This window comes from Ruminococcus bovis (genome assembly GCF_005601135.1).
GTDB classification, from domain to species: Bacteria; Bacillota; Clostridia; order Oscillospirales; family Acutalibacteraceae; genus Ruminococcoides; species Ruminococcoides bovis.
Genome location: NZ_CP039381.1, coordinates 2,414,131 through 2,440,231, shown reverse-complemented (window position 1 = coordinate 2,440,231; position 26,101 = coordinate 2,414,131). Strand labels below are relative to the sequence as shown.

At 33.8% G+C, this 26,101-nt stretch carries 28 protein-coding genes and 2 pseudogenes; 25 read left to right on the top strand and 5 right to left on the bottom strand.

What is annotated here, in order from left to right:
* The first annotated feature begins 54 nt into the window (after positions 1–54).
* The 9 genes from E5Z56_RS11585 to E5Z56_RS11550 all read left to right on the top strand — a co-directional run bounded on the left by E5Z56_RS11585 (position 55) and on the right by E5Z56_RS11550 (position 5,429).
* Positions 55–1,047, top strand: a complete 993-nt coding sequence (locus E5Z56_RS11585; protein ID WP_138157918.1) for an Ig-like domain-containing protein — start codon at positions 55–57, stop codon at positions 1,045–1,047.
* A 35-nt stretch (positions 1,048–1,082) separates the two neighbouring features.
* Positions 1,083–1,643 carry a glycoside hydrolase family protein gene (locus E5Z56_RS12275; RefSeq protein ID WP_408638895.1) on the top strand — a complete coding sequence of 187 codons (561 nt, stop codon included), beginning with the start codon at positions 1,083–1,085 and terminating at the stop codon, positions 1,641–1,643.
* Positions 1,644–1,706: 63 nt separating this feature from the next.
* A complete protein-coding gene (locus tag E5Z56_RS11575) occupies positions 1,707–2,033 on the top strand; it encodes a hypothetical protein (RefSeq protein ID WP_138157916.1) in 327 nt (108 codons plus the stop codon).
* 14 nt (positions 2,034–2,047) lie between these two features.
* Entirely contained in the window at positions 2,048–2,647 is a 600-nt protein-coding gene (locus tag E5Z56_RS11570; protein ID WP_232842453.1) for a pyrroline-5-carboxylate reductase family protein, read from the top strand.
* On the top strand, positions 2,599–2,844 hold the full coding sequence (locus E5Z56_RS11980) for a pyrroline-5-carboxylate reductase family protein (RefSeq protein WP_232842452.1): 246 nt from the start codon (positions 2,599–2,601) through the stop codon (positions 2,842–2,844). The genes E5Z56_RS11570 and E5Z56_RS11980 overlap by 49 nt, the downstream gene beginning before the upstream one ends.
* Before the next feature lie 61 nt (positions 2,845–2,905).
* Positions 2,906–3,145: a hypothetical protein gene (locus E5Z56_RS11565; RefSeq protein WP_138157915.1), complete on the top strand. Its 240-nt coding sequence runs from the start codon at positions 2,906–2,908 to the stop codon at positions 3,143–3,145.
* A gap of 33 nt (positions 3,146–3,178) precedes the next feature.
* Positions 3,179–3,553 carry a hypothetical protein gene (locus E5Z56_RS11560; protein ID WP_138155967.1) on the top strand — a complete coding sequence of 125 codons (375 nt, stop codon included), beginning with the start codon at positions 3,179–3,181 and terminating at the stop codon, positions 3,551–3,553.
* Between the two features lie 21 nt (positions 3,554–3,574).
* Positions 3,575–4,516, top strand: a complete 942-nt coding sequence (locus E5Z56_RS11555; protein ID WP_138155966.1) for a hypothetical protein — start codon at positions 3,575–3,577, stop codon at positions 4,514–4,516.
* Complete coding sequence (locus tag E5Z56_RS11550; RefSeq protein WP_138157914.1) at positions 4,509–5,429, top strand: hypothetical protein; 921 nt, start codon at positions 4,509–4,511, stop codon at positions 5,427–5,429. Before E5Z56_RS11555 ends, E5Z56_RS11550 begins: the two co-directional genes overlap by 8 nt.
* 113 nt (positions 5,430–5,542) lie before the next feature.
* On the opposite strand, the gene E5Z56_RS11775 is transcribed toward E5Z56_RS11550, so the two are convergent.
* The 3 genes from E5Z56_RS11775 to E5Z56_RS11540 form a co-directional block, all read right to left on the bottom strand.
* Entirely contained in the window at positions 5,543–5,704 is a 162-nt protein-coding gene (locus E5Z56_RS11775) for a hypothetical protein (protein WP_175405312.1), read from the bottom strand.
* A gap of 173 nt (positions 5,705–5,877) precedes the next feature.
* Complete coding sequence (locus E5Z56_RS11545; RefSeq protein WP_138157913.1) at positions 5,878–6,105, bottom strand: hypothetical protein; 228 nt, start codon at positions 6,103–6,105, stop codon at positions 5,878–5,880.
* A gap of 12 nt (positions 6,106–6,117) precedes the next feature.
* Positions 6,118–7,356 carry a Y-family DNA polymerase gene (locus E5Z56_RS11540; protein WP_138157912.1) on the bottom strand — a complete coding sequence of 413 codons (1,239 nt, stop codon included), beginning with the start codon at positions 7,354–7,356 and terminating at the stop codon, positions 6,118–6,120.
* A 139-nt stretch (positions 7,357–7,495) separates the two neighbouring features.
* Between E5Z56_RS11540 and E5Z56_RS11535 the strand changes: the two genes are divergently transcribed.
* Complete coding sequence (locus E5Z56_RS11535; protein WP_138157911.1) at positions 7,496–8,764, top strand: MATE family efflux transporter; 1,269 nt, start codon at positions 7,496–7,498, stop codon at positions 8,762–8,764.
* On the opposite strand, the pseudogene E5Z56_RS11530 reads toward E5Z56_RS11535, so the two are convergent.
* A pseudogene (locus E5Z56_RS11530) lies at positions 8,743–10,382 on the bottom strand (phospho-sugar mutase); the annotation flags it as partial. The gene E5Z56_RS11535 and the pseudogene E5Z56_RS11530 overlap by 22 nt on opposite strands.
* Positions 10,383–10,594: 212 nt before the next feature.
* Here E5Z56_RS11530 and E5Z56_RS11525 point away from each other — a divergent pair.
* Positions 10,595–11,695: a hypothetical protein gene (locus tag E5Z56_RS11525; protein ID WP_138155963.1), complete on the top strand. Its 1,101-nt coding sequence runs from the start codon at positions 10,595–10,597 to the stop codon at positions 11,693–11,695.
* Positions 11,696–11,876: 181 nt separating this feature from the next.
* Here E5Z56_RS11525 and E5Z56_RS11520 read toward each other — a convergent pair whose 3' ends face one another.
* Positions 11,877–12,611, bottom strand: a complete 735-nt coding sequence (locus E5Z56_RS11520; protein ID WP_138157910.1) for a YebC/PmpR family DNA-binding transcriptional regulator — start codon at positions 12,609–12,611, stop codon at positions 11,877–11,879.
* Positions 12,612–12,874: 263 nt separating this feature from the next.
* Between E5Z56_RS11520 and E5Z56_RS11515 the strand changes: the two are divergent.
* The 14 genes and pseudogenes from E5Z56_RS11515 (at position 12,875) to E5Z56_RS11450 (ending at position 26,099) form a co-directional block, all read left to right on the top strand.
* Positions 12,875–13,751, top strand: a pseudogene (locus E5Z56_RS11515) (YicC/YloC family endoribonuclease).
* A 9-nt stretch (positions 13,752–13,760) separates the two neighbouring features.
* The gene (locus tag E5Z56_RS11510; RefSeq protein WP_022506101.1) at positions 13,761–14,009 is read left to right on the top strand and encodes a DUF370 domain-containing protein; all 249 of its coding nucleotides are present in this window, start codon (positions 13,761–13,763) and stop codon (positions 14,007–14,009) included.
* A complete protein-coding gene (gmk, locus tag E5Z56_RS11505; protein WP_138157909.1) occupies positions 14,002–14,574 on the top strand; it encodes a guanylate kinase in 573 nt (190 codons plus the stop codon). The genes E5Z56_RS11510 and gmk overlap by 8 nt, the downstream gene beginning before the upstream one ends.
* Before the next feature lie 22 nt (positions 14,575–14,596).
* On the top strand, positions 14,597–14,800 hold the full coding sequence (gene rpoZ / locus E5Z56_RS11500; RefSeq protein ID WP_022506103.1) for a DNA-directed RNA polymerase subunit omega: 204 nt from the start codon (positions 14,597–14,599) through the stop codon (positions 14,798–14,800).
* On the top strand, positions 14,790–17,195 hold the full coding sequence (gene priA / locus E5Z56_RS11495) for a replication restart helicase PriA (RefSeq protein WP_232842451.1): 2,406 nt from the start codon (positions 14,790–14,792) through the stop codon (positions 17,193–17,195). Before rpoZ ends, priA begins: the two co-directional genes overlap by 11 nt.
* A 48-nt stretch (positions 17,196–17,243) precedes the next feature.
* The gene (gene def / locus E5Z56_RS11490; protein ID WP_022506105.1) at positions 17,244–17,708 is read left to right on the top strand and encodes a peptide deformylase; all 465 of its coding nucleotides are present in this window, start codon (positions 17,244–17,246) and stop codon (positions 17,706–17,708) included.
* Complete coding sequence (gene fmt / locus E5Z56_RS11485) at positions 17,708–18,625, top strand: methionyl-tRNA formyltransferase (RefSeq protein WP_138157908.1); 918 nt, start codon at positions 17,708–17,710, stop codon at positions 18,623–18,625. Before def ends, fmt begins: the two co-directional genes overlap by 1 nt.
* 3 nt (positions 18,626–18,628) lie before the next feature.
* Positions 18,629–19,333, top strand: a complete 705-nt coding sequence (locus E5Z56_RS11480) for a zinc metallopeptidase (protein ID WP_138157907.1) — start codon at positions 18,629–18,631, stop codon at positions 19,331–19,333.
* A gap of 3 nt (positions 19,334–19,336) precedes the next feature.
* Positions 19,337–20,665 carry a 16S rRNA (cytosine(967)-C(5))-methyltransferase RsmB gene (gene rsmB, locus E5Z56_RS11475; RefSeq protein WP_138157906.1) on the top strand — a complete coding sequence of 443 codons (1,329 nt, stop codon included), beginning with the start codon at positions 19,337–19,339 and terminating at the stop codon, positions 20,663–20,665.
* Complete coding sequence (gene rlmN, locus E5Z56_RS11470; RefSeq protein WP_138157905.1) at positions 20,666–21,697, top strand: 23S rRNA (adenine(2503)-C(2))-methyltransferase RlmN; 1,032 nt, start codon at positions 20,666–20,668, stop codon at positions 21,695–21,697.
* Between the two features lie 2 nt (positions 21,698–21,699).
* Positions 21,700–22,425 carry a Stp1/IreP family PP2C-type Ser/Thr phosphatase gene (locus E5Z56_RS11465; protein ID WP_175405492.1) on the top strand — a complete coding sequence of 242 codons (726 nt, stop codon included), beginning with the start codon at positions 21,700–21,702 and terminating at the stop codon, positions 22,423–22,425.
* Between the two features lie 12 nt (positions 22,426–22,437).
* Positions 22,438–24,579 (top strand): Stk1 family PASTA domain-containing Ser/Thr kinase, encoded by a 2,142-nt coding sequence (gene pknB / locus E5Z56_RS11460; protein ID WP_138157903.1) that lies wholly within the window; start codon positions 22,438–22,440, stop codon positions 24,577–24,579.
* 12 nt (positions 24,580–24,591) lie between these two features.
* A complete protein-coding gene (gene rsgA / locus E5Z56_RS11455; RefSeq protein ID WP_138157902.1) occupies positions 24,592–25,479 on the top strand; it encodes a ribosome small subunit-dependent GTPase A in 888 nt (295 codons plus the stop codon).
* A complete protein-coding gene (locus E5Z56_RS11450; protein WP_175405491.1) occupies positions 25,476–26,099 on the top strand; it encodes a thiamine diphosphokinase in 624 nt (207 codons plus the stop codon). Before rsgA ends, E5Z56_RS11450 begins: the two co-directional genes overlap by 4 nt.
* The last annotated feature ends 2 nt before the right edge of the window (positions 26,100–26,101 follow it).

Genomic DNA, 26,101 nt, shown 5'->3' with positions numbered 1-26,101 from the left:
ATTTCAACCTTTTTTGTTATGCCTATAACTTCTTCAGCTTATAGCAAATTTTAAATGAGAAAGTCAGCTAGTTCCAAAGGTGAAGTTGTTAAGACAAAAAAGGGACAAGCACTTTACATTCAAAAGAATAGTAGTGGTAGCTGGGTTTATTGTAAAGACAGCTCAGGAAAAGCAGGTTATGTTCCGGTAAAGCATATTAACAAAACTAAGGACTCATCCGTTTATATGACTTGTAAAACTACCGATAATGTAAATTTAAGAAAAGGTGCAGGTACTTCCTACGGAGTAATTACTGTTGTTCCAAGTGGCACAACAATGAATATGTCCGATAACGGTAATTCCTCATGGTCAAAGGTAAGTTACAACGGCTCAACAGGTTACCTTTCTAAATCTTACATAAGCATTTATTTCAAAACTACAAAAACATCACCAACACCTCCATCTACAGGTGGTGTAACAAAAGGTCCTCTTACTTTAAAGAGTACATCAGCCTCTGTATATAAAGGCAGTTACTACGGTATTCAGTATAGCAATACTTCAAGTTCAAAGGTAAAGTGGACTTCAAGTAACTCTAAAGTTGCAACAGTTGATGATGAAGGCATTTTGTATGGTAAGGCTAATGGCTCAACAACAGTTAAAGCCAGTGTTGGTGCAAATTCTTTGTCTTGTAGTGTAAATGTTCGTACAAAGAATAATAGTGTGAATATTTCAAATAAAAAATATAATATCACTAAAGGTAAATCAGTTTATTTAACTTCTTCTTCATCCGGTGCAAGTTGGTCTAGTTCAGATAATTCAGTAGCTACTGTTACAAATTATGGTTTGGTAACAACTAAGAAAGCCGGTAAAGCTGTTGTTTACTGCAAAACCTCTTATGGTTGGGCAAGTTGTTTGTTTGATGTTAAGGGTGCAGAAGCTGTAAAGTTTACATATGCAAATCCTAACTCAGCACCAAAGAACAGTACAGTAACATTTGTTGCTATTACAGATAAAAGCAGAAGTGCAGTTAAATTTGATATTACAATCGGTAGCAAAAATATACTGTAAAAGCAACAGAAAAATCCGAAAGTGGTAACAACTACATTTGGAAAGGCAAGAAAAAGTTAACAGAGTCCGGTAAGTACAAGGTAGTTGCCTACTCACAACACAACGGTACTTGGTCAAAAAGTGTTGGTAGTTATGGTAAAGCTTTTGTAACTAAGGTTACCAGCAATACAGAAACTTCTTGTGAAGAGAGACACGCAAGTAACAGCGTTATTAACTTTATTTCTAACTATGAAGGTCTACTTTCAAATGCTATGTTTGACCCATTAACAAGTTTTCCTTGCTTAACTGTTGGTTATGGTAGAGTTATTTATTCAGGTGATTCATTCTACAACGGAATGACCAAGAGTGAAGCTATGGCTTACTTAGTTGATTCTGTAGAAACTGATGGTTATGTTACTAAGGTAAATAATTTCCTACTTGGCAACAGAATAAAGTTTAATCAAAGACAATTTGATGCTTTAGTTACACTTGTATATAACTGTGGTACAGGTATTTTATCCAACGATAGTGATATTATTAATATGTTTGTTAATCATTCATATCCAAGTTCTAATTCCAACCCAACTAAGGTGAAAACATCTGCAAAGTTTCTATGAAAAAGTCTGCATCTGACAGTGCAGCTAATGTAAAAACTATTTCCAAAGGTGCTACACTTAAACTTGCCAGTGCTTCAATATACAGTAAAAAAATATTATAAGGTAATTGACAGTAAGGGTGCAGTTGGTTATATTAACTACAAGTATCTAAATGTAACTTCTTACAACAAGAAAACTCGTGACCTAAAGAATGTGTTTATCAAGGACTTTATCAGCAATATTTTCTGTTACCATCATGCAGGTGGCAGTTGTTATGCAGGACTATTGTATAGAAGAATTGATGAATGTGAAATGTACTATTACGGTGACTATACCCGTGATGGTGAAAAGAATAAAAACAACTTCTATTATCGTTGTGTATATCATAACCCAAGCTTTGGTTGTGGCTAAAAGGAGAGAGAATAATGGATAAAAAAATAGGTTTTATTGGTGCAGGTAATATGGCAACTGCCATTATTAACGGACTACTAAAGAATAAGGTGGTTGCACCGGAAAACATTAATGTTTTTGATGTTAACGAAAATCAGCTTAAGCTAATGGCTGAAAAAGGTGTTACTACTTGTGATGCTTCTACTAAGGTAGTTACTGATAGCAATATTATTGTTTTAGCAGTTAAACCTCAGAATTACGAAGAAGTGCTTAGTGGTGTTAAAGACTCAGTAAGTGAAGAAAAGATTTTTGTTTCTATTGCAGCAGGTATCTCAATTTCTTATGTACAGAAAGCTCTAGAATGTAATTGTCCTATGGTTAGAGTTATGCCAAATACACCGTTACTACTTGGTAAAGGTGCAACTGCTCTTTGTCCATCAGATAATATCAGTGAAGAGGACTTTTCTGTAGTAAAGGATATGTTTGGTCTTAATGGTGCAGTAGAAGTGTTTACTGAGGACCATATGAATGAAATTATTGCAGTAAACGGCAGTAGTCCGCATATATTTACCTATTTGCAAAGGCAATGGCTGACTATGCTAAGGAGTGTAACATTCCTTATGAAAGTGCGTTGAACCTTACTACCCTAGAAGGCAGTGCAGCTATGATTAAGGATAGTGGTGACTCTCTTGATACTCTTATTAAGAAAGTATCTTCACCGGGTGGTACTACTCTTGCAGCACTAAAAACTTTAGAAGACTACAAATTCTATGATGGTATCAAAGAAGCTATGAAGTCTTGTACAAATCGAGCAGAAGAGCTTGGTAAATAATCATAAATAAATAAATCCTTTCATATATATTCTTACATAAGGACAACTTATGGAGGTATATATGAAAGGAATAGTTTTAAAAATTAAATCACCAAAAAATTTTCACAACAGAAAAAATAACATAACCTACTTTATAAAAAGATACGGTATCTTTACTATGTTTCTTATTTCAATTTTAGTAGGTTTTATTCTGGGTATATATTTTGGGGTAAATACCGATTTAGAATTTAAAAAGTCCTTTGACTTTTTATTTCCAACTGATTTTACAAGTAGAGCAAGTCTTGATTATTTGGGTGTTTAGTTGTAATTTTGCCCCTATATATTTATATTTTTTGTGGCAATATTCTTACTTGGATTTTGTCCATGGGGTAATGGACTTACACCACTTGTTACTATGTTTAAAGGTTTTGGTATGGGTCTATCCTTAACTACCTTATGTTCAATCAATGGTCTAAAGGGTTTTGGATTTTTCCTACTTGCTATGATACCAGGTTTTTTTGTTTCTTCTGCTTCACTTGCTTTACAAGGTGAAAAGACCTTTCATCTTTCAGCAAATGTTTTTAAGGTGATTATCAAGAAAGAGAATATTTCTCTTGAATTAAGAGAATTTGTTGAAGATTCAGCCACTTGTCTTTTTATAGCAATGGTTGGTTCTGTGGTGGATTCGGTACTGTTTTTGTTACTGTATTTTCACTTCTTTAACATATAAAATTTAGGATAAGGAATTATAATGGCGACAGAAAGAAAAAAATTTACTTTTGAAAATCTAGTTTCTATTTATTTTAGAAAAATACATAAAATCATTTTTACAAATTTACTTTTTGCTTTACCATTTGGTATTGTTGTTTTTTTGCTACACCTTATAGGTAACAACTTTGGTTCAGTACTTAACATTGTTATTACAACACTTGTTATACCTATTTGTTATCCACTATATGCAGGTGTAACTAAGGTAACAAGAAACCTTGGTCGTGTTGAAGATGTGGATGTTTTTGCAACTTTTATTAGTGGCATAACTGAAAACTATAAGCAGTTTCTAATTCATAGCATAATACTTTACTTTGTGTTTACTATAGGAATTTTCTCATTTTCCTTTTATGCAGGAATGGCAAAAGTACTTGGTGGTATGATGTATGTTATGCTTGTTGCAGTAATATTAATTGCTTTGTGGGTACTTTTTATGTATCTATATATTCCGTTAATGACAGTAACTTTTGAATTATCCGAAAAGGATATTCTAAAGAATAGTGCATTAATGGCTATCGGTGAACTAAAAGTTAACTTTGCTGCACTTTTCTCTTTAGCAATTCTAACTGCTATTTGTGCAACACCACTTATATTCTGTATGGGTAATGGTGTAGCAGTTTTAGTGGTTTCTGCTATTATGTTACTGCTAATTTATCCGGCATCATTTTCTCTTGTATCAAACTTTTTTATTCAAGAAAATATGATGATGATGATTACTGGCAAAGCTGATTTAATTCATGATAGAAAAAGTACAGAAGAAAAGTTAGCTCAACTCCGTAATGAGTCTAAAGAAGACTTTAGTGATGTTGATGTAGAGAAAGTTAAGAAAAGTAAAGAGGACTTTATTTTCCATAATGGTAAAATGATTAAAAGAGATGTTCTATTAAAAATGATAGAAGAGAAAGAGAGTGAAAAGAATGAGTGACAATAAAAGACCTTATGATGATGAACAGGTCAATATTAATGACCTTAATGATGATTTAGATAAAACAAAGGTTTTTAATCTTAACAGTAAAAGTGATAACCAAAATACAGGTGAGTATGTTTCAAAACATTCACTAAGCAATGATGATTATGGTGATGACTTTTCCGGTGATAATTGGGATAGTGAAGAAATCAGTAGCTATTCTCAAGCAGATAAAGCTAACTATAAAGATGATTATGATATGGGTCAGGTTGATGATGAACCAAAACCTATTGTTTCTCGTACAGATACATATGGTTCACCTAAGAAGAAAAATAACAACAAAAAGCCTCTTATTATCGGCTTGATTGTAGCAGCAGTTGTACTTATTATTGTTGCAGTTGTTATAGTTCTCAATAGCTGTGGCAAAAATAAAAGTGATAACACTACTACTTCAACTACTACTTCTTCTACAACTACTATGACTACAACTTCTGAAGATACTTACACATCTGAAGAAAATACTACAGAATATACAACTGAACCTACAACAGAAGAAACTACAGAACCTACTACCGAGGAAGAAACAACAGAGCCTACTACTACAGAGGCAGAACCAACAACTGCTCCTAATTCCGATACCGGTAGTGGTGTAACTGCTTCGTTTGCACCATATAAGTGTATTACTCCTGATGGTGATGTTATTTCTGATGATTTTTCTAAGGAACTAAAGGGTGATGTTTCTTTATCACTAAATAGTAACGGTACTTACACTTTAAAGGTTGGTAATGTAGCTAACGAAAGTGGTAATTACGAAATTGACGGTAATTCAATTACTTTAGGTTCATATGACGGCAATATTTACTTTGACAATGCCGGTAATCCGGTAGGTGTTACAGTTTATGTTGATGATTATACAGTATCATTTAACTAAATAAATATTTATAAAACTAAGGTGCAGTAATTTTTACTGCACCTTTTCTATACCTAATAAATCAATTAATTTAATATTAATTTAGGGAATTTCTTAAACAATATTGTTATTTTCTACTTTTTTAAATCCCAAACAACATCACCTTTACTATGTTTTTTTAATCTTTCTAACGCAATTTGTCTACCGTTAAAATCTTTAGTCTCCTTTTTAAAAAGCTCAACTTTATCAGGTGAAACTTCAAATGACCCTCTTATTGGTACTGCAAGTACTGACATAATTGTTTCCTCCTTTTAGTTACCATTTTTTAATATTATATCCACACCTAAAAACAATATAATTCTATATGATTTATTGTGTTTAGTCAATTAGTTACTGAGTTTTCAATATAATTTGATTGATGCTATTTTGGCTTAACAACATAGTTATTAATTCCAAATATAGTGTAAAATTATTTTTCAACAAACCATCTGTTACTTTCTAAATATAAATACCTTGTGTGATTCATAATTTGACAGGTGTATCTAACACCAACACCACCACTTTTTAAGGAACTTGCAAAACGAATATCGGTGATTTTGTCAATTTTATATTTTCTGCCATCATCCCAGTTTATCACCAAAGGCAACAAACTTCCATCTTCATCAAATTTTGCCGTAACGCTAACATATTCTTTCATAAAATTTCTCCATTAAAAAAATCCTACTGGGTGAATAATATGGTCATCTTTTGGATTTAATAAAGTAAGGTTTTTGTCTTTCATCAAAAAGGCAGGTCGTACTGCATAGTTGCCAAATCTGTTTTTTAGTGAATCAAGTGTCTTGTCTAACTTTTCATCTCTAATATCCTTGTTGTTGTCCTCAAAGAAAGATAGCTGAAATGGTGAGTTGTCACCAATAAGCCCACTAACAGATACACCGATTGACCGTATAGGTTTTCTAAAGTTATAGTTGTTTCTAAATAATTCCAAAGCCTTGTCACGAATATCACCGGTACAACTGCTGAAATTCTTTAGCTGACCTTGCCTAGTGAAAGAGAAAAGGTCTTTATCTCTAATAGATATAGTGACAGTTTTACACCTAAAGCCTAATTCTCTCATTCTTCTTCCAACACTATCACTTAGTATTTGTACAATCATTTTTACATCAGAATAATTTTCTAAATCTCTGGGTGTGGTTGTAGAGTTACCGATAGATTTTACATCAGGCCTTTCATCAAATTGTGCAACAGGGGAGGAGTCAAGACCATTTGCAAAGGTGTGTAGAACTTCACCCATTTTGCCTAAGTTACTGTTAAGTATCTCAACGGGACAATTTGCAATATCTCCAATGGTGTATATACCAATAGTGTGTAAATGCTTTTTAGTTGCCCTACCAACATAAAGTAAGTCCTCACAAGGAAGAGGCCATACCTTGTTTTTGTATCCGTCATAACCGTCAATATCAATCTTAGTTATAGCATCAGGCTTCTTGTAATCACTGCCTAATTTTGCAAAAATTTTGTTAAAGCTAACGCCGATACTAACAGTAATTCCAAGTTCATATTTAATTCTTTCGTTAATTTCTTTTGCAATTTCATAACCACTTCTATTGCAACCGGTAACATCAAGCCATGCCTCATCTAAACCAAAGGACTCAACTCTATCGGTATATTCGGCATACATAGCCTTAGTTAATTTTGAGAATTTCATATATTGGTCAAAGTGTGGTTCAATAACAACAAGTTCCGGACATTTATTTTTTGCTTGCCATATGGCATCTCCTGTTTTTACAAAGTACTTTTTAGCAAGTTCATTTTTAGCTAAAATAATACCATGCCTATTCTCAGCATCACCTGCAACGGCAAGTGGCTTATCTCTGTATTCCGGATGTAGTAAAGACTCTACACTGGCATAAAAACCATTGCAGTCACTGTGTAATATTGTTCTCATTTTGCTGTTCCTTTCCTTTGTTCTATATAATTATAGAACATTTGTTCTATAAAGTCAATACCATAAATGGGACAGTAAATTTATGTTGATATTATTTTTTTATTATGTTACAATCAGTAATTATGGAATGGGGGATTATATGACTATAACAAAAAGTAATAATCAAAGTATTACCAAGAAATTTGTAAGATATGTTTCTCAAAATGTTTTGGGAATGATAGGTATGTCACTATATATTCTTGCAGATACTTTTTTTATTTCAGATGCAGTGGGTACTAATGGTATCACAGCTTTGAACATTGTATTGCCGATATATAGCTTTATTTTCGCAATAGGTGCAATGATTGGTGTTGGCTCAGCAATACGATTTTCTATTAATAAAAATAAAGGTTCAAAAAGCAAAACCAATTACTTTTTTAACGCACTGTTTTGGGGAACAGCTATAGGTCTTATATTTTCATTTATAGGTTTATTTTTCCCGGGACAAGTTGTTTCTATTATGGGTGGTGACAGTACCATTGTAGAAGTGGGTAGAGGCTACACAATGATATTTATGTCATTTGCACCATTCTTTATTTGGAATCATATCTTCAATGCATTTGTTCTAAATGACGGGTCACCCTCAATTGCAATGTCAGCAACATTGTTCAGTAGTTTGTTTAATATTGTATTTGACTATGTGTTAATGTTTCCACTAAATATGGGTATGGAAGGTGCTGCTTTAGCAACTGCATTGTCACCAATTGTAGGTGTAATGATTTGTTTTATTCATATTTTCTCAAAGAAAAATACAACATCATTAAAGCCACAAAAACCATCATTTAAGAAACTTATTTATTCTTGTCAGGTTGGTGTATCCTCATTTGTAGGACAAATTTCATCAGGTGTTATTACAATAGTATTTAACTTCCTGATTTTAGGTTTAACAGGTAACACAGGTGTTGCAGCTTACGGCATTGTAGCAAATGTTTCTCTTGTGGGAATTTCAGTATTTAACGGTGTGTCACAAGGTAGTCAGCCTTTATTTAGCGAACATTACGGTAAAGGTGATAAAGATGGTATCAAAATTTTAAGAAGACTAAGTATCATAACTTCATTGTTATTTTCAGCAATAATGATTTTACTTATCTTTGTGTTTACTGATTTTATTGTTGGTGTGTTTAATAGTGAAAATAACTTATTACTTGAAAAGTATGCAGTAGTAGGCTTAAGATTATATTCAATAGGATTTATCTTTGCAGGTTTAAATGTAATAGGTTCAGGTATATTCAGTGCAACAAATTTCCCTAAGTGGGCTTTTGCAACATCAATAGCAAGAGGTTTTGTGTTGATTATACTTTCAGCAGTTGTTATGTCAATTTTATTTGGTATGACCGGTGTGTCTGTCTTACCGATAGAAGTAATGTAAAGCTTAATCTTTGGTTCAGTACCACTAGGTCTTACAATAACTGCATTACCACCTAAGCAGAAGTGAAGTACATTTGACTTTGGTAGGTCAATAGCAGTGATTTCACCTGTAGCAACATCTTTTTCTTCACTCTTTAGGTAATCGTAAATTGTCTTAACAGTTTCACCATTAACAGTCTTTAGTGGGTTTTCACGAAGATTATCCATAATTTCTTTCATCTTCTTCATACCACTTGCACCGTCAAATTCAAATGAAAGTGTTGTGTTTCTGTAATAGCCGTATTCTTTGTAAATTTCATCAATTACATTAGCAAGAGTCTTGCCTTGCTTTCTGTAATAAGCAGCCATTTCACAGATTAGCATTGAAGCAACAACAGCATCCTTATCTCTTACATAAGTACCTGCAAGGTAACCGTAGCTTTCTTCAAAACCAAATACAAATCTTTCTTTTTCATTCTTTTCTTCAAGTCTTAGGATAACTTCACCAATATACTTGAAGCCTGTTAGAACTTTCTTTAGTTCACAGTTGTACTTCTTACAGATTTCATCAATTAGTAGAGAAGTAACAATTGTTCTTACAACGATAGGATTTTCAGGTAATGTGCCTTTTTCTTTCTAACACTTAGTAGGTAGTTAGTTAGCATAATACCTGTTTCGTTACCTGTAATTAGTCTGTATGTGCCATTATCAGGAACTGCAATACCAACTCTGTCAGCATCAGGGTCAGTAGCTAGTAGTAGGTCAGGTTTAACCTTTTCACACATATCAAGACCTAACTGTAGTGCTTCCTTGATTTCAGGGTTAGGGTAAGGACAAGTTGTAAAGTTACCGTCAGGCATTTCCTGTTCAGGAACAACTGTTACATCATTAATACCGATTTCCTTTAGAACTCTTCTAACCAGCTTGTTACCTGTACCGTTAAGTGGTGTGTAAACAACCTTTAGACCTGAGTCAGCACATAGACCTTCATTTACCTGCTGCTGTTTAACATTAGCAAGGTATTCTGTATATACATCATCATTAACATATTCAATAAGACCTTCTTCAACTGCCTTGTCAAAGTCCATAGTCTTAACACCTGTGAACATATCAATCTTCTGAATTTCATCATAAACTGCACCGGCAGCATTGTCTGTCATCTGACAACCGTCACTACCATATGCTTTATAACCATTGTATTTTGCAGGGTTATGAGAAGCAGTTACCATAATACCTGCTTTACAACCAAAATGTCTTACTAGGAAAGAAAGAACAGGTGTTGGCTGTAGTTCACTTGTGATATATGCTTTAATGCCGTTAGCAGCAAGAACCTTAGCAGCTTCATTCATAAATAGGTCAGCTTTAATTCTGCTATCATGGCTAATTGCAACAGCACCGCCACCGATATTATTTACATAGTTTGCAAGACCCTGAGTAGCCTGACGAACAACATAAATGTTCATTCTGTTAGTACCTGCACCGATAACCCCTCTAAGACCGGCAGTACCAAATTCTAGGTTCTTGTAGAATCTTTCGTAAATCTCATTTTCATTGCCTTTAATTGCAGCTAATTCTTCAATTAAATCTTTATCTTCCTTGGCGTTTTCGCACCATACATTATATAAAGTGTTAGAATCCATCTCAAGTTTCTCCTTTATGAGTTGCTTTTTCTTTAAGGAATATATTTCCTTGCTTAAAAATATACCACAAAATCAACCTTCTATCAATAAGTTTTTTGAATTTTTATTAAATTGTTATAACTTTATCAATATATATAAAAATAAAAATGTTGATTTATTGAGAATAATATTGTATAGTAGTATATAGCGAAATTTTTGAAAGGAATATTCTAATGGATAATAACGAAAACAATATTAACAATGAAAACCTAGTTGAGGAAAATACCTCTGCTAATGAAACTAACGGTGTAGACGAAAACGGTGGTTATGTATCACAGTTTGGTGAACTGACAAATGCAGATGGTGAACCACTACAAACTACTGTACAGGTAGAAGAACCAAAGAAGAAGTTCTTCCTATTTAAGTACATTCACCCAAGTATCTTTATTGCAATTTGTGTATTCTTAGTAGCACTTATTGCTTTTGGTGTTTATTGGATTTTTGGTTCAAAGACAATCACAGGTACATGGATGAGAGAAGTAGAGAACAACAGTTCAGCATCATCAACTGCTGATGAAGTTGAGAAGATTGCAGTATATTATACTTTTGAAAAGGCAGATTCAAACGGTAAGGGTACTTACTACATGAATGTTCAGGGTGAACAGTCTAAGGGTGAATATAAGCTATCAACTAGTGGTGATAAGAAAAAGATTACTATCGGTAATTCAGAACTTACATACGAAGTAACAGGTGTTAAGCTTTTTGGTAATGCAACACTTAAGTTAACTCAGGATGCTTATACAGACCAGACAACAGGTCAAAAGGTTGAGTCTCAGACAATTGAAATGAACCAAGACAAAAATCCCGGTTATGATGAAATGTCTATGAAGGACTACAAGACTGATAAGGACCTTATCGGTAAGTGGAATACAGAATACAAGATTTCTTATTACTATGGTATGTATCAGCTAGATTGTGACATTGAAATCAAGGATAACGGTATTATGACTGTTCATGCAAGTAACAGTGATATTGGTATGGACTCAACATACTACTATGCTTATTCTGCTGAAAATGGTAAGTTAACATTTAAGGGTGTTACTGATAAAGATAAGAATAAGGCAACTCTTGAATATAAACTAAAGGATGGTATCCTAACTATTGTTGATAAGGATAACAAGACAATGTTTAGTGAATCAATCCTAGGTTCTGCTCAGTTCTATAAAGACGGTGAAAAGAAGCCTGAAGGCATCACAACAGTTACAACAACAACTGCACCATCAACAGAAGCTGCTACACAGGCTACAACTCAAACAACAACAAAAGCTAAATAAGATTATTTAAAGCTAAAGCCACAACTTTGATAGTTGTGGCTTTTTTATGCTTTGTGATATTATAATTATTTTATAACTACTAATAATTATTCATACTTTTAAAATTAAAGGACAAAAAGAAAAGGACGGTTAAATAAATAACCGTCCTAAATTATTGAAATAGATGTAATTTAAAAATTGATTAGTCCATTTCCCAGTTATGCCAAACATTCTGAATGTCATCATTTTCTTCAAACATATCCAGCATTTTCTGCATCTTAGCCTTAGTTTCTTCATCTTCAATCTTTGTGTATGTTGATGGTACTTCTTCAACTTCGGCAGATACAAATTCATAACCCTTAGCAGCAAGGTCATCACGAATAGCAGAGAAGTCATCAGGCTCTGTGTAAATTGTGAAGATGTCTTCATCAGCCTCAAAGTCAGAAGCACCTGCTTCAAGAGCTTCTTCCATTACAGTGTCTTCATCTTTGTCAAAGTCTTCTCTTTCAACAACAAGAACACCTTTCTTTGAGAACATAAAACCAACACAACCCGGTGTACCCATATTGCCACCAAACTTATCAAAGTAGTGACGAACTTCACCTGCAGTTCTGTTTCTGTTATCTGTAAGAGCTTCAACAATTACAGCAATACCTGATGGGCCGTAACCCTCATATGTAACAGATTCATAGTTGTCACCTTCATTAGAAGATGCAGCCTTTTTAATAATTCTTTCAATGTTGTCATTAGGAACATTAGCAGCCTTAGCCTTAGCAATACAATCACGAAGTTTTGAGTTTACATTAGGGTCAGCAGAACCACCGTCACGAATAGCAACAATAAGTTCTCTACCAATCTTTGTAAATACCTTTGCTCTGGCAGCATCATTTTTGCCTTTTTTCTGCTTAATGGTACTCCATTTATTATGTCCTGACATTTATATCATCCCTTATATTAAAATTTGCCTTAAAATTATATCACAAATATAGGGAAAATGCAAATAAAATGAGAATATATTTATTTGATTTTCTACTATAGAAAAATACCTAAAATATATATTACAATTTAGTTACAAAAGTGCGTTATACTCTTGAATGTTTGATATAATAGGTATTAAATACAATATAGGGTACTATGCAAATACGAAATGCCCATATATGTATAAAATGAATTTTTTAATTAATATACGAGGTTATAATAATGGTTCGTTCAATGACAGGCTTCGGAAGACACGAAGCAACTGTTGACGGCAGAGATATTGTAGTAGAAATCAAGAGTGTAAACCACCGTTACTATGAATTTAATTGCCGTACAACAAGAGGCTATAACTTTCTTGAAGAAAAGTTAAAGTCTTATATTAAAGAAAAGGTTAGCAGAGGTAAGATTGATGTTTATGTTTCTTTAAGCCAAAAGGAAGATACAGAGTCAATTGTAAAGATTAACCCAAGTTTAGCACAAGGTTATATTAATGCACTAAAGAAACTTTCAACAGACTATGGTGTAACAGACGATATTTCTGTTTCTACTGTTGCTCAGTACAACGATATTTTCCAAGTACACAGAGCACCTGAAGATGAGGAAGAAGTTTGGAATGCAGTTAAGGAAGTTCTTGATGTAGCACTTGATAACTTTATCAAAATGAGAGAAGTAGAAGGAGAGAAGATGAAGGCTGACATTATGTCAAGAGCCGAAACTATCCTTTCTATTGTTTCTAAGATTGAAGAAAAGTCACCTGAAAGAGTAAAGGATTATGAATCCAGACTAAAAGAAAGAATTGAAGAACTTTTAGGTAGTGCCGATTTTGATGAACAGAGAATTTTAACAGAAGTTGCAATTTTTGCAGATAAGGTTGCAGTTGATGAAGAAACTGTTCGTCTAAGAAGTCACTTTGATCAGCTAAAATTACTTATGAATAGCGATAGTGAAATCGGTAGAAAGATTGACTTTATTATTCAAGAAATGAATAGAAGCCAATACTATCGGTAGTAAAGCTAACGACAGCATACTATCTCATATGGTAGTTGATATTAAAGCTGAAATTGAAAAGATTAGAGAGCAAATTCAAAACATTGAATAAAGGTGCTTTATGAAACTTATTAATATTGGATTTGGTAATTTAGTTAATTCAAGCAGAATCATATCTGTAGTCAGTCCTGATTCTGCTCCTATAAAAAGAATTGTTCAGGATAGTAAACAGAAAAGTATGCTTATTGATGCTACTTATGGTAGAAGATGTAAAGCAGTTATTATTACAGACAGTGACCATGTTGTACTTTCTGCTATTTCTCCTGAAACAATAGGTAACAGATTGGAGGGTGAACAAAGCGATGAATAACAAAGGGCTACTTATTATTTATTCGGTTTTCCGAGTAGGTAAGGGAACAATTATGAAGGAAATGCTAAAGAAAGAAGATAATTTCCGACTATCTGTTTCTGCTACTACAAGAGCTCCAAGACCGGGAGAAGTAAACGGTAGAGAATATTACTTCATTTCTAAAGAAGAATTTGAAGAAATGATTAAGAATGATGAGTTCTTTGAATATGCTCAGTATTCTGATAATTACTACGGAACACCTAAGAAACCTGTTGAAGAAATGCTGGAAAAAGGTCTTGATGTATTTCTTGAAATCGAAGTTCAAGGTGGACTTCAAATGATGGATAAGCGACCTGATGCACTTAGTATCTTTATTGTGCCACCATCATTAGAAGAACTTGAATCTCGACTTCGTGGCAGAAATACCGAAACCGAAGAGGTTATCGAGAAGCGTCTTTCAGCAGTAGAATTTGAAAAGCAGTTTGTTCCAAAATATGATGTTAAGGTTGTTAATGACAAGGTTGAAGATGCAGTAAACCAAGTTATTGATATAGTAAAAAAAGAGAAAGAAAAAAGAAATAATTAATTTATAAAAAGGAGATATAATTATGCGTTTAGCTTCAGTAGATGATATGTTATCAGGTAAGGAAAGTCGTTATGCACTAGTAATCGGTGTAGCAAAGAGAGCAAGAGAAATTGCACAGGAATTTGAAGAACAGGGTATAATTACTGACGAAAAGCCGGTTCTTCTTGCTATCGAAGATTTTAAGAATCACAAGTACAACCTACTTGAACCAGAAGATGAAGAATGATGAATTCCTCATTGCAGGAATTGCAGTAGATAATACTACTTACAGTTTTGACAGACTCTTTAGCTATAAAGTACCGGTTCATTTGTCTAATGTAAAAGTTGGGCAGAGAGTCCTTGTACCTTTTGGCAGAGGAGATAGATTTCGTCAAGGAATGATTTTGTCTTTGTCTTATGGTAAAGAAGAAAATCTAAAAGAAATTTCATCATTATTAGATGATAAGCCTATCTTTACCGATGAAATGATAGATACAGTAAATTTTATCCATGATAGATATTTCTGTACTTATTATGACTCTGTAAAGGTGATGCTACCGGTAGGAATTAACTATAATATTTCTACATTTTATACAGCAGTAAAGGTTAATGATAATGTACTAAATTCTCTAACTGACTATGAAAGAGAAATTTATGATTATCTTTTATCAGAGAAAAAGCCTGTAAAAAAAGAAACAATCTTAAATGTATTTTCTAAAGGAGAAAATTCCCTTAATAAACTTTACCGTCAAGGTGTAGTAAATAGAGAAGATGATGCCTTTAGAAAAACTAAAGATGCGACTGTAAAGATGGTTTCACTTTGTGATGATGTTGATATTAATGATTATAAGTTAACACCAAAGCAACAGAAAGTTGCAGAATTGCTAACTGTTGTGGATAAGGCTTCTGTAAAGGAAGTTTGTTACTATACAGGCTACACTCAGTCAGTAACCGACTCTTTGGTTAAGAAAAAGATTGCAAAGTACTTTACTGATGAAGTTATGAGAATACCTTATACTGTTTCAAATGTAAAGAAAGATGAAGTGGTGTTAAGCCCCTCACAACAATCTGCTTTTGATAATTTATACAGTAAATATTGTGAAGACAAAGCCTCAGTTTCTTTACTTTATGGTGTTACCGGTAGTGGCAAAACCTCAGTATTTATGAAGTTAATTGAAAAGTGCTTTAATGATAATAAGGGTACAATATTAATGGTACCTGAAATTGCTTTAACACCTCAGTTAATCAAAATATTTACTTCAAGGTTTGGTGATAATGTTGCAGTATTCCATAGTGGTTTATCAATAGGTGAAAGACTTGATGAATATAAAAGAGTCAGCAGAGGAGATGCAAAAATTGTCCTAGGTACAAGAAGTGCAGTTTTTGCCCCACTAAAAAATATCGGTTTAATTGTTATGGATGAGGAACAAGAAAGTTCCTATAAATCCGAACAAACACCAAGATATAACGCAAGAGATATTGCAAAGTTTAGGTGCTATAAGCACAATGCTTTGTTACTTCTTTCTTCAGCAACTCCAAGTGTAGAAAGTTTCTATATGGCTGAAAAAGGAATTTATAATCTTGTGAAATTAACAGAAAGATACGGTAAAGCAACATTGCCACAAGTTTCTGTTGTTGATATGAATGAAGAACAAATGAAAGGTAATTTTAGTAACTATTCAAGTACACTAAAAGAGCTTCTTTCAAGTAACTTAATTCATAAAAAACAGTCTATTATTCTTCTTAACAGAAGAGGATACAATACATTTTTAAGTTGTAGAAGTTGTGGTCAAGTTGTAACTTGTCCTAATTGTTCAATTTCTATGACATACCATAGTGCAAACAATAGAATGATGTGTCACTATTGTGGCCATTCAGTTCCTTATACCGATGAGTGTCCTGACTGTCATCAGCATACACTAAAGTTTAGTGGTGCAGGTACTCAAAAGGCAGAACAAGAGCTTGTTGATATGTTCCCAAGTGCCAGAGTGTTAAGGATGGATGCTGATGCCACAATGACAAAAAGCAGTTACGAAACAAAACTTACTGCTTTTGCAAATGGTGAATATGATATTCTTATCGGTACACAAATGGTAGCTAAAGGTCTTGACTTTCCAAATGTAACATTGGTAGGTGTTATCAATGCCGACCAAATGCTTTATTCTGATGACTATAGAAGTTACGAAAGAGCATTTTCTCTATTAACTCAAGTAGTTGGTAGATCCGGCAGAGGTGACTCAAAGGGTGTTGCAGTTATCCAAACTTCAACACCGGAAAATTATGTTATAGGTCTATCGGCAAAGCAAGACTATGATACATTTTATAAAGGTGAAATAGGAGTAAGAAAAGCTCTGCTTTATCCTCCTTTTTCCGACATTTGTCTTATAGGTTATCAAGGTATAATGGAAGGTGCAACAATAAAGTGTGCAAACGCCTTTCAAAATGCCTTAATCAACAAAATCAAAGCTAATTATAGCAGTATGCCTTTAAGGGTGCTTGGACCAAGCCAAGCCTATGTTTATAAGGTAAATAATAAATATAGATACAAGACTATAATTAAGTGTAAAATTCAAAGGATTTCCGTAGTGTTATTAAGGAAACATTACTTGAATTTTCTAAGAATAAGGAATTTAAAAATATAGGTATAACAGTAGATATAAATCCACTGTCTTTTAATTAGGTGAATGAGTATGGCTATTAGAAATATTGTAAAAGATGGAGACGAAATTCTTCATAAGAAATGTAGAAATGTAGAGAAGTTCGACGATAAGTTAGCAACACTTCTTGATGATATGGCTGAAACAATGCACAAAGCTGACGGTGTAGGTCTTGCAGGTCCACAGGTTGGTATGCTAAGAAGAGTTGTTGTTATTGATATTGGTGAGGGTGTAATTGAACTTGTTAACCCTGAAATTATTGAAACTAGTGGTGAACAAGAAACTGCTGAAGGTTGTCTTTCTTTCCCGGGAGAATACGGCATTACTAAGCGTCCAATGTATGTAAAAGTAAAGGCTCAAGACCGTAACGGTAATTTCTTTGAAATGGAAGGTGAAGAACTTCTTGCAAAGGCTTTCTGTCACGAAATTGACCATCTAAACGGTATTGTGTTTAAGGATATTGTTGTTAGAATGTTAGACCCAGAGGAGTTAGGCTAATGAATGTTGTTTTTATGGGTACTCCGGACTTTGCAGTTCCTTCATTAGAAAATATTGCAAAGGTTCATAATGTACAAGCTGTCTTTACTCAGCCGGATAAACCGGTAGGTAGAAAAATGATACTAACACCACCTGATGTAAAGGTTTGTGCTGAAAAGTTAGGAATACCTGTCTATCAACCGGTAAAACTAAAGGATAGCGATAGCTATGAAATTATTAAGGAACTTAACCCTGATGTAATTGTAGTTGTTGCTTATGGACAGATTTTACCTGAAAATATTTTGAATATTCCAAGATATGGTTGTATCAATGTTCATGGTTCTTTACTACCAAAGTACAGAGGTGCAGCACCTATTCAGTGGTCTGTTTTAAACGGTGACAAGGTTACAGGTGTTACTACAATGTATATGGAAAAGGGTCTTGATACCGGTGATATTCTAGAAACTAAGAAATATGAAATCGGAATCAACGATACTGCCGGTGAAGTCTTTGATACATTGGCAGAAATGGGTGGTAAGCTAATCCTTGATACACTTGAAAAAGCAGAAAAAGGTGAACTTCATCCTATCAAGCAAGATGACAGTAAAAGTTCATATGCAAAAATGCTTGATAAGTCAATGTGTAATATTGATTTTGCAAAAACTAATTTACAAGTCCATAACCAAGTTAGAGGACTTTCACCATGGCCTGTTGCCTCAACAAAACTTAATGGCAAAGTCCTAAAAATCTTTGAAACAAGACTTGCCGATGGTAAAGGTAAACCGGGTGAAATTTTAAACACAAATCCACTTACTATTGCTTGTGGTGAAGGTGCAGTTGTTGTAAATACTGTTCAACTACAGGGCAAAAAGAAAATGGATTCAAAGGCTTTTTTACAAGGTCATAAACTTGAAAAAGGCACAGTTATAGGAGAATAAATTATGTATCATTACTTTTATGGTATTGACTGGACATATATTGTATTTATGTTACCATGCCTTATTTTGTCACTTATATGTCAAGTTAAAGTAAACAGTAATTTTAGCAAGTATAGCAATGTAAGGAATATGCGTGGTATGACAGGTGCTCAAGCAGCTGAGTATGTTCTAAATCACTATGGTGTTCATGGTGTTCGTATAGAGCAAGTTGTCGGTAACTTAACAGACCACTTTGACCCAAGAACAAATGTTATCAGACTTTCTGATAGTGTTTATAATGTAGCTTCTGTTGCAGCAGTAGGTGTTGCTTGTCACGAAGCAGGTCACGCAGTACAACACGCTACAGGTTATGTGCCAAACAAAATTCGTGGTGCTATTGTGCCAATTGCTAGGGTAGGTTCTAGCTTAGGATGGATACTTTTCTTAGTAGGTTTATTTTTACCAACACAGTTTTCATTCTGCTTATGGTTAGGTATCATATTCTTCTCAGCATCAGTTCTTTTTACTTTCGTAACTTTACCGGTAGAATTTGATGCATCAAGAAGAGCATTAAAGTGTATCAGAGATACTAACCTACTTTACCCTGAAGAATATGAAGGTACAAAGAAAGTTCTACAGGCAGCTGCTATGACTTATGTTGCATCAGCAGCAACTGCTTTACTACAATTACTAAGACTTATTTTTATTGCAAATAATAGGAGAAGATAATAGATGAAAAGCCCAAGAAGAGTAGCATTTGATGTGCTTTATAAAATTGAAACTGAGGAGTCCTACAGTTCAATTGCAGTTAATAAAGCATTAAAAGAGAATAATCTTAATAAGCTAGACTCTTCTTTTGCCTCAGCTATTATTTATGGAGTACTTGAAAAGAAGATAACCCTTGACTATGTAATCCGTAGCTTTTCTTTAGTAAGACTAAAGAAAATAGAAACAAAAACTTTAGTTATCCTTAGAATGTCAGTTTATCAGATGCTTTATATGGACAAAGTTCCGGATAATGCATCTGTTAACGAGGCAGTACAACTTGCAAAGAATTTAAGACTTTTTAAGTCATCAGGTTTCATAAACGGTATTCTTAGAAGTATCTCAAGAGCAGAAACCAAGTGTGATTTAAGTAAAATTAAGGACAAAACAAAATTACTTTCAGTTAAGTATTCTGTACCGGAAGATATTATAAAATTATGGCTTGACAGTTATGGTGAAAAGGTAACTACCCATATGCTAAATTCAGTAGATGGCAGACCTCCACTATATGCAAGGGTAAATACACTTCTGACTGATGAAGATACTTTAATTGAAAATTTAAGAGAAGAAAATATTATTGCAGAAAAGTCTATTTTAGAAAATGTAATTACTCTGAAAAATACAGGTTCTGTAGAAAATATAAAAGCCTTTCAGTATGGAGAATTTTACATACAAGACCTTTCTTCGAATATTGCTTTAACAACATTGTCACCTAAAGAAAATAATGTTGTGTATGATGTTTGTTCAGCACCTGGAGGTAAGTCCTTTACCGGTGCAATTCTTATGAACAATAAAGGTAAGATAAATTCTTATGACCTTTATAAACATAAAATCAAGCTGATTTATTCCACTTCTAAAAGATTAGAAATAAGTATTATAAATACTAAAATTAATGATGCAACTTCATTTGATGAAGATAATGTTGCCGATATAGTTATTTGTGATGTTCCATGTTCAGGACTTGGATTACTTCGCAGAAAACCGGAAATCAGATATAAAGATAATATAGTTAATAATGACTTAACAGAAATACAGTACAAGATTTTATGTTCATCTGCTAATCTAGTAAGAAACGGTGGAAAATTAATGTATTCCACCTGTACTCTAAACCCTAGAGAAAATAATCTTTTAGTTGATAAATTCCTAAGTGAACATAAAGATTTTGTAGGTGAGAAGTTAATTCTTCCAAAGAATATTAAAAGAACCATTAAGGAAAATGAATATGAATGTTCATTGTTCCCACAAACCAATAACTCAGATGGTTTCTACTTTGCAATACTGAGAAAGGGTGATTAAATGACTGATTTAAAATCAATGAATTTACAAGAAATTGAAGAGCTTATTTCATCATTAAATTGCCCAAAGTTTAGAGCAAAACAAATTTTCCAATGGATAAACAAAGGTGTAACTTCCTTTGATGAAATGAAGAATGTACCCAAGGACTTAAGAGAAAAGTTAAGTGAATATTGTTACATTTCTGTTGCATATATTGAAAAAAAGCAAATTTCACGGTATGATGGTACAGTTAAGTATTTGTTTAAATTTAATGACGAACAGTGTGTTGAGTCTGTTGTGATGAGTTATCACCACGGACACACAATCTGTATATCAACTCAAGTAGGTTGCAAGATGGGTTGCAAGTTCTGTGCAACAGGTAAGCAAGGCTTTACAAGAAACCTTACTGCCGGTGAAATGATTGCCCAGATAGAATCAGCCCAAAAGGACCTTAACATAAGAATTTCCAATATTGTTCTTATGGGTATGGGTGAACCACTTGATAACTATGACAATGTAATGAAGTTCCTTGATTTGGTTTCATCAGATGATGGACTGAATATAGGGAAAAGGCATATCACCTTGTCAACCTGTGGTATTGTTCCACGAATTTATGATTTGGCTGATAGAAAGTTACAGATTACACTTTCTGTTTCTCTTCATGCACCAACTGATAAAATGAGAAGTGCAACAATGCCGATTAACGATGCGTATAACATTGATGAGCTTATGAAAGCCATCAAGTATTATATAGATAAAACCAATCGTAGAGTAAGTTTTGAATATGCTATGATTGATGGTGTAAATGATAGTGACGAAGCAGCTAATATACTTGGAAATTTAATAAAAGGTATGCTGTGTCATGTTAACCTTATTCCTGTAAATGATGTTACAGGTAATGATTATCGTAAGAGTAACAAAGAAAGGTTAATATCATTTACCAATGTACTTGCTAAGTATGGTATTACTGCTACTGTAAGAAGAACTTTAGGCAGTGACATTGATGCAAGTTGTGGACAACTAAAAGGTAAACACAAGAAAGGAGGAAAGTAATCTTGAATATACATAGTAAAACAGATAAAGGTCTTGTCAGAAACGATAATCAGGATTATTGTCTTTCTGGAAAAATGTGTGACGGTGCAGTATGGGCTGTAGTTTGTGATGGTATGGGTGGTGCTAATGGTGGCCACACAGCCTCAACAACTGCTTGTGAATATATAGCCAGAGAAATGAAAAATCTATATACCAGTGATTTCACAAACGAAGAACTATATGCACTTCTTACGAACATAGTTTCCGGTGCAAACCTTGAAGTTTATAATTTAGCTCAAAAAAATATTGAACTTATCGGAATGGGCACTACTTGTGAGTGTGTATTCCTAAGGGACAATATTCTTCATATTGTACATATAGGTGACTCAAGAACATATCTTGTTCGTAATCATAAGGCTTATCAGCTAACTAAGGACCATTCTTTAGTTCAAGAAATGGTAAGTCGTGGTGAGATTACAGAAGATAAGGCCTTAGTTCACCCAAACAAAAACTTTATTACTAGAGCAATCGGTGTAAAGAATACTATCAAAGTGGATTATACTCAGTACGAATATAAACCGGGAGATATTGTTATTATTTGTACCGATGGTTTAACTAATTGTGTCAGCAAAGAGGAAATTGCAGAGGTTGTAAATAACAACCCTAAGAACCAAATTACCGACAAGTTAGTTGAAGAAGCTAAATTCGGTGGTGGCACAGACAACATTACCGTTATTACAATATATTAAGGAGGAAGAGTTATGATAGATAAGTACACAGGCAAAAAGCTTGACGGTAGATATGAAATCCAAGAACTTATCGGTGTTGGTGGTATGGCCAATGTTTATAGATGTTACGATACTGTTGACGATAGAGAAGTTGCAATCAAAATTCTAAAGGACGAATTCCTTGATAATGCAGACTTTATTAGAAGATTTAAAAACGAAAGTAAATCTATTGCTGTTCTTTCACATCCAAACATTGTAAGGGTTTATGATGTTTCTTTTGGTGATATGATTCAGTATATTGTTATGGAATATATTGACGGTATTACTCTTAAGGAGTATATCGCTCAGCAAGGTGTAATTCAGTGGAAAGAAGCATTGCACCTAACAACTCAGATTTTAAGAGCATTACAACACGCTCATGAAAAGGGTATTGTTCACCGTGACATTAAGCCACAGAACATTATGCTACTTCAAGACGGTACTATTAAAGTAACTGACTTTGGTATTGCCCGTAACTTTAATTCTGCTACAAGAACAATGACAGAACAAGCAATCGGTTCTGTTCACTACATAGCACCTGAACAAGCCAAGGGTGGCAACACTGACGGTAAAACAGATATTTATTCTGTTGGTGTTATGATGTATGAAATGCTAACAGGTAAGCTTCCTTTTGTAGCTGATAATGCAGTTTCTGTTGCTATTATGCAACTTCAGTCTACTCCAAAGCTACCAAGAGAGATTAATCCCGACATTCCACAAGGTCTAGAAGAAATCACTCTTCATGCTATGCAGAAAGACCCTAAGGATAGATATGAGTCAGCTCAAGCAATGCTTAATGATATTGACCGTTTCAGATTAAATCCAAGCATTGTATTTGGTTACAGTCTTCCAAAGCCAATAGAACCAAAACCTGCTGAAAAGAAAAGAGAAGCTAAGAAAAAGGATGAAACAAAGAGAATCTTTGAAGAAAAGAAAATTGATGATAACAAAGATTCCAAAAAGTTTGTTCCGGAAGATTTTGATAGTGAAGAACCTGAAAAGAAAGTCAGATCAAAGAAAAAGTCTGCAATTCTTGGTATTGTAGCATCATTTGTAGTTTGTCTAATCGGTTTTGGCATTTACTTTGTAACTTCTTCATTCTCAAACACTAACGCAGATACAGATGTTCCAAACTATGTTGGCAAAACAATCCTTGATGTTAAGCAAGGAGATAATAAAGAGAACTTTGTTTTCCAGCTGGACTTTGAATATGACTCAACTAAAAAGGAAGGTGTTATCCTTTCTCAGCAACCAGAAGCAGATTCAAAGAAAGTTAAGAAAGGTTCAACTATTCAGCTAACTGTAAACGGTAAAAATTCTGATGTAACAGTTCCTCATCTTCTAAATACAACAGAGGAAGATGCTATTAAAGAACTAGAGTCAAGAAACCTTGTACCTGAGATTGTTTATGTACAGAGTGATGATGTTAATGTTGACTATGTATCATCAGAATTCCCAAATCCGGGACAGAAAACAACTATCGGTTCATCAGTATATCTTTATGTTTCAAAAGGACCTGCTGAAAAGAAAGTTAAAATTCCTGATGTAACAGGTAAAGATATTTCTGAAGCTAAGGAAATTCTTGAAAATAAAGGTCTGTATGTAGAATACGAATATGACGAAAACAGTTATGAAGAAAAAGATACAGTTATTAGACAAAATCCTTTACAGGGTGGTACTGTAAAGAAAGGTTATACAGTAAAACTTGTTCTATCAGGCGGTAAAAAGGATGCTCAGTCTATTCAGATTGATGTTCAGTTGCCAAAGGATGAAACAAACAGTGTTTCACTACAGGTTGTATTTGATGGCAATGTATTTACAACAACAAATGTTATTCCATCAGAACTAAAGACATATAGCTTTACTTTAACAGGTACAGAAACCGACTCAAAGGTTAAGGTATATCTAAACGGTCAGCTATATCAGGAATATACAATTGACTTCCAAAATAAGAAGGCAACTCCAACATATCACGACTATGTAGTAGCAACAACTACAACTACTGCACCTCCTACTACTCAGGAAGATACAACTGTTGCACCTACTCAGGATATAACAACAGTTCCACAAGATACAACAAACTATTACACAGAGCCAACTCAAGAACCACAACCTACTACTGCTCCGGCATATTAAAGGTGTTTTTTAATGAATAGTGTAGAGGGTAGAATTATAAAAGCAATCAGTGGTTTCTATTATGTAGAAACCACTGACAATACATATGAATGTAAGGCAAGAGGTTCTTTTCGTAAGACAAGCAAAACTCCTGTAGTTGGAGATTTAGTTACAATCTCTATACCTGAAAGTGGTTATCCTACAGTTGAAGAAATACATAAGCGAAAGAACTCTATTGTACGACCACCAATGGCAAATATTGATACATTGGTTATAGTTTGCAGTACAGTTTCTCCTGCACCAAACTATACAGTTATTGACAAGATGACTGCAACTGCTGTATATAACAATATTGAACCGGTTATTGTAATCTCAAAGTCTGACATAAAAAGTGGTGAAGAAATATATAATATCTATAACAGTACAGGCATCAAGACTATACTTTATTCTTCCGTTACAGGGGAAGGTGTAGATGAAATATATTCACTTTTACCTAACAAAATCACTGCCTTTATTGGCAACAGTGGTGTTGGTAAGTCAACTTTACTTAATAAGCTTTTTCCTGATTTTCAGCTGAAGACCGGAGAAGTTAGTGATAAACTTGGCAGAGGTCGTCATACAACAAGAACTGTTGAATTACTGAAATTCAATGGTGGTTATGTTTGTGACACACCCGGGTTTTCAACTATGCAACTTGAAAAGTTTAATATTCAAGACAAAACCCAACTTCAATATATGTTTCCTGAATTTGAAGATTATATCGGTCAGTGTAAGTTTACTTCATGTAGCCATACTTGTGAAAAGGGTTGTGCTATTCTACAAATGGTAGAAGAAGGCAAAATTCAAAAGTCACGACACAATAGCTATGTTGATATGTATAATGAAATAAAAGACATTAAAGAATGGGAGAGAAGAAAATGAGATGTGTAATTATTTCCGGTTCACCGGATACAAATGTAGAAGAAATCAAAAGCCTATGTACAAACGATGACTTTATTGTTTGTGCTGACTCAGGTTATTCTTTTGCAAAGAAAGCAGGTCTGACTCCAAACCTAATTATCGGTGACTTTGATTCACTAAAGGAAGAACTACCACAGAACACAGAAGTTGTTAAGCTAAATACCCATAAGGATGATACTGATACAGAACATTGTGTTATGGAATGTATCCGTAGAGGCTATAAGGACTTCTTACTATTAGGTTCAATCGGTGGTAGAACTGACCATACATTTGCAAATATTGCAACTCTGGCATTTCTCTCAGAATATAACTATAACGGTATTGCAAGAAACAACGGTGAGGAAATTCGTATCCTAAAGGAAGGTTCATACGAAATGAACAACAAGAAAGGCCTTATTTTCTCAGTGTTCCCTTATGGTTGTGAAAGTGTAAATGTTACATATAAAGGTGCAGAATATATGTTAAACAACAAGACTTTAACATATAATGTATCTCGTGGCATTAGCAATGTTTTTGTTGATGATGAAGCTGAAATCACAATCAACAGAGGCAGAGCAATCCTATTAACTTATTATAAATAAGA

Bases quoted from the DNA above. Each gene is read 5' to 3' on its own strand.
- E5Z56_RS11585 (WP_138157918.1), top strand. From the start codon at position 55: ATGAGAAAGTCAGCTAGTTCCAAAGGTGAAGTTGTTAAGACAAAAAAG.
- E5Z56_RS11570 (WP_232842453.1), top strand. From the start codon at position 2,048: ATGGATAAAAAAATAGGTTTTATTGGTGCAGGTAATATGGCAACTGCC.
- E5Z56_RS11980 (WP_232842452.1), top strand. From the start codon at position 2,599: ATGGCTGACTATGCTAAGGAGTGTAACATTCCTTATGAAAGTGCGTTG.
- E5Z56_RS11565 (WP_138157915.1), top strand. From the start codon at position 2,906: ATGAAAGGAATAGTTTTAAAAATTAAATCACCAAAAAATTTTCACAAC.
- E5Z56_RS11555 (WP_138155966.1), top strand. From the start codon at position 3,575: ATGGCGACAGAAAGAAAAAAATTTACTTTTGAAAATCTAGTTTCTATT.
- E5Z56_RS11550 (WP_138157914.1), top strand. From the start codon at position 4,509: ATGAGTGACAATAAAAGACCTTATGATGATGAACAGGTCAATATTAAT.
- E5Z56_RS11775 (WP_175405312.1), bottom strand. From the start codon at position 5,704: ATGTCAGTACTTGCAGTACCAATAAGAGGGTCATTTGAAGTTTCACCT.
- E5Z56_RS11545 (WP_138157913.1), bottom strand. From the start codon at position 6,105: ATGAAAGAATATGTTAGCGTTACGGCAAAATTTGATGAAGATGGAAGT.
- E5Z56_RS11540 (WP_138157912.1), bottom strand. From the start codon at position 7,356: ATGAGAACAATATTACACAGTGACTGCAATGGTTTTTATGCCAGTGTA.
- E5Z56_RS11535 (WP_138157911.1), top strand. From the start codon at position 7,496: ATGACTATAACAAAAAGTAATAATCAAAGTATTACCAAGAAATTTGTA.
- E5Z56_RS11525 (WP_138155963.1), top strand. From the start codon at position 10,595: ATGGATAATAACGAAAACAATATTAACAATGAAAACCTAGTTGAGGAA.
- E5Z56_RS11520 (WP_138157910.1), bottom strand. From the start codon at position 12,611: ATGTCAGGACATAATAAATGGAGTACCATTAAGCAGAAAAAAGGCAAA.
- E5Z56_RS11510 (WP_022506101.1), top strand. From the start codon at position 13,761: ATGAAACTTATTAATATTGGATTTGGTAATTTAGTTAATTCAAGCAGA.
- gmk (WP_138157909.1), top strand. From the start codon at position 14,002: ATGAATAACAAAGGGCTACTTATTATTTATTCGGTTTTCCGAGTAGGT.
- rpoZ (WP_022506103.1), top strand. From the start codon at position 14,597: ATGCGTTTAGCTTCAGTAGATGATATGTTATCAGGTAAGGAAAGTCGT.
- priA (WP_232842451.1), top strand. From the start codon at position 14,790: ATGAAGAATGATGAATTCCTCATTGCAGGAATTGCAGTAGATAATACT.
- def (WP_022506105.1), top strand. From the start codon at position 17,244: ATGGCTATTAGAAATATTGTAAAAGATGGAGACGAAATTCTTCATAAG.
- fmt (WP_138157908.1), top strand. From the start codon at position 17,708: ATGAATGTTGTTTTTATGGGTACTCCGGACTTTGCAGTTCCTTCATTA.
- E5Z56_RS11480 (WP_138157907.1), top strand. From the start codon at position 18,629: ATGTATCATTACTTTTATGGTATTGACTGGACATATATTGTATTTATG.
- rsmB (WP_138157906.1), top strand. From the start codon at position 19,337: ATGAAAAGCCCAAGAAGAGTAGCATTTGATGTGCTTTATAAAATTGAA.
- rlmN (WP_138157905.1), top strand. From the start codon at position 20,666: ATGACTGATTTAAAATCAATGAATTTACAAGAAATTGAAGAGCTTATT.
- pknB (WP_138157903.1), top strand. From the start codon at position 22,438: ATGATAGATAAGTACACAGGCAAAAAGCTTGACGGTAGATATGAAATC.
- rsgA (WP_138157902.1), top strand. From the start codon at position 24,592: ATGAATAGTGTAGAGGGTAGAATTATAAAAGCAATCAGTGGTTTCTAT.
- E5Z56_RS11450 (WP_175405491.1), top strand. From the start codon at position 25,476: ATGAGATGTGTAATTATTTCCGGTTCACCGGATACAAATGTAGAAGAA.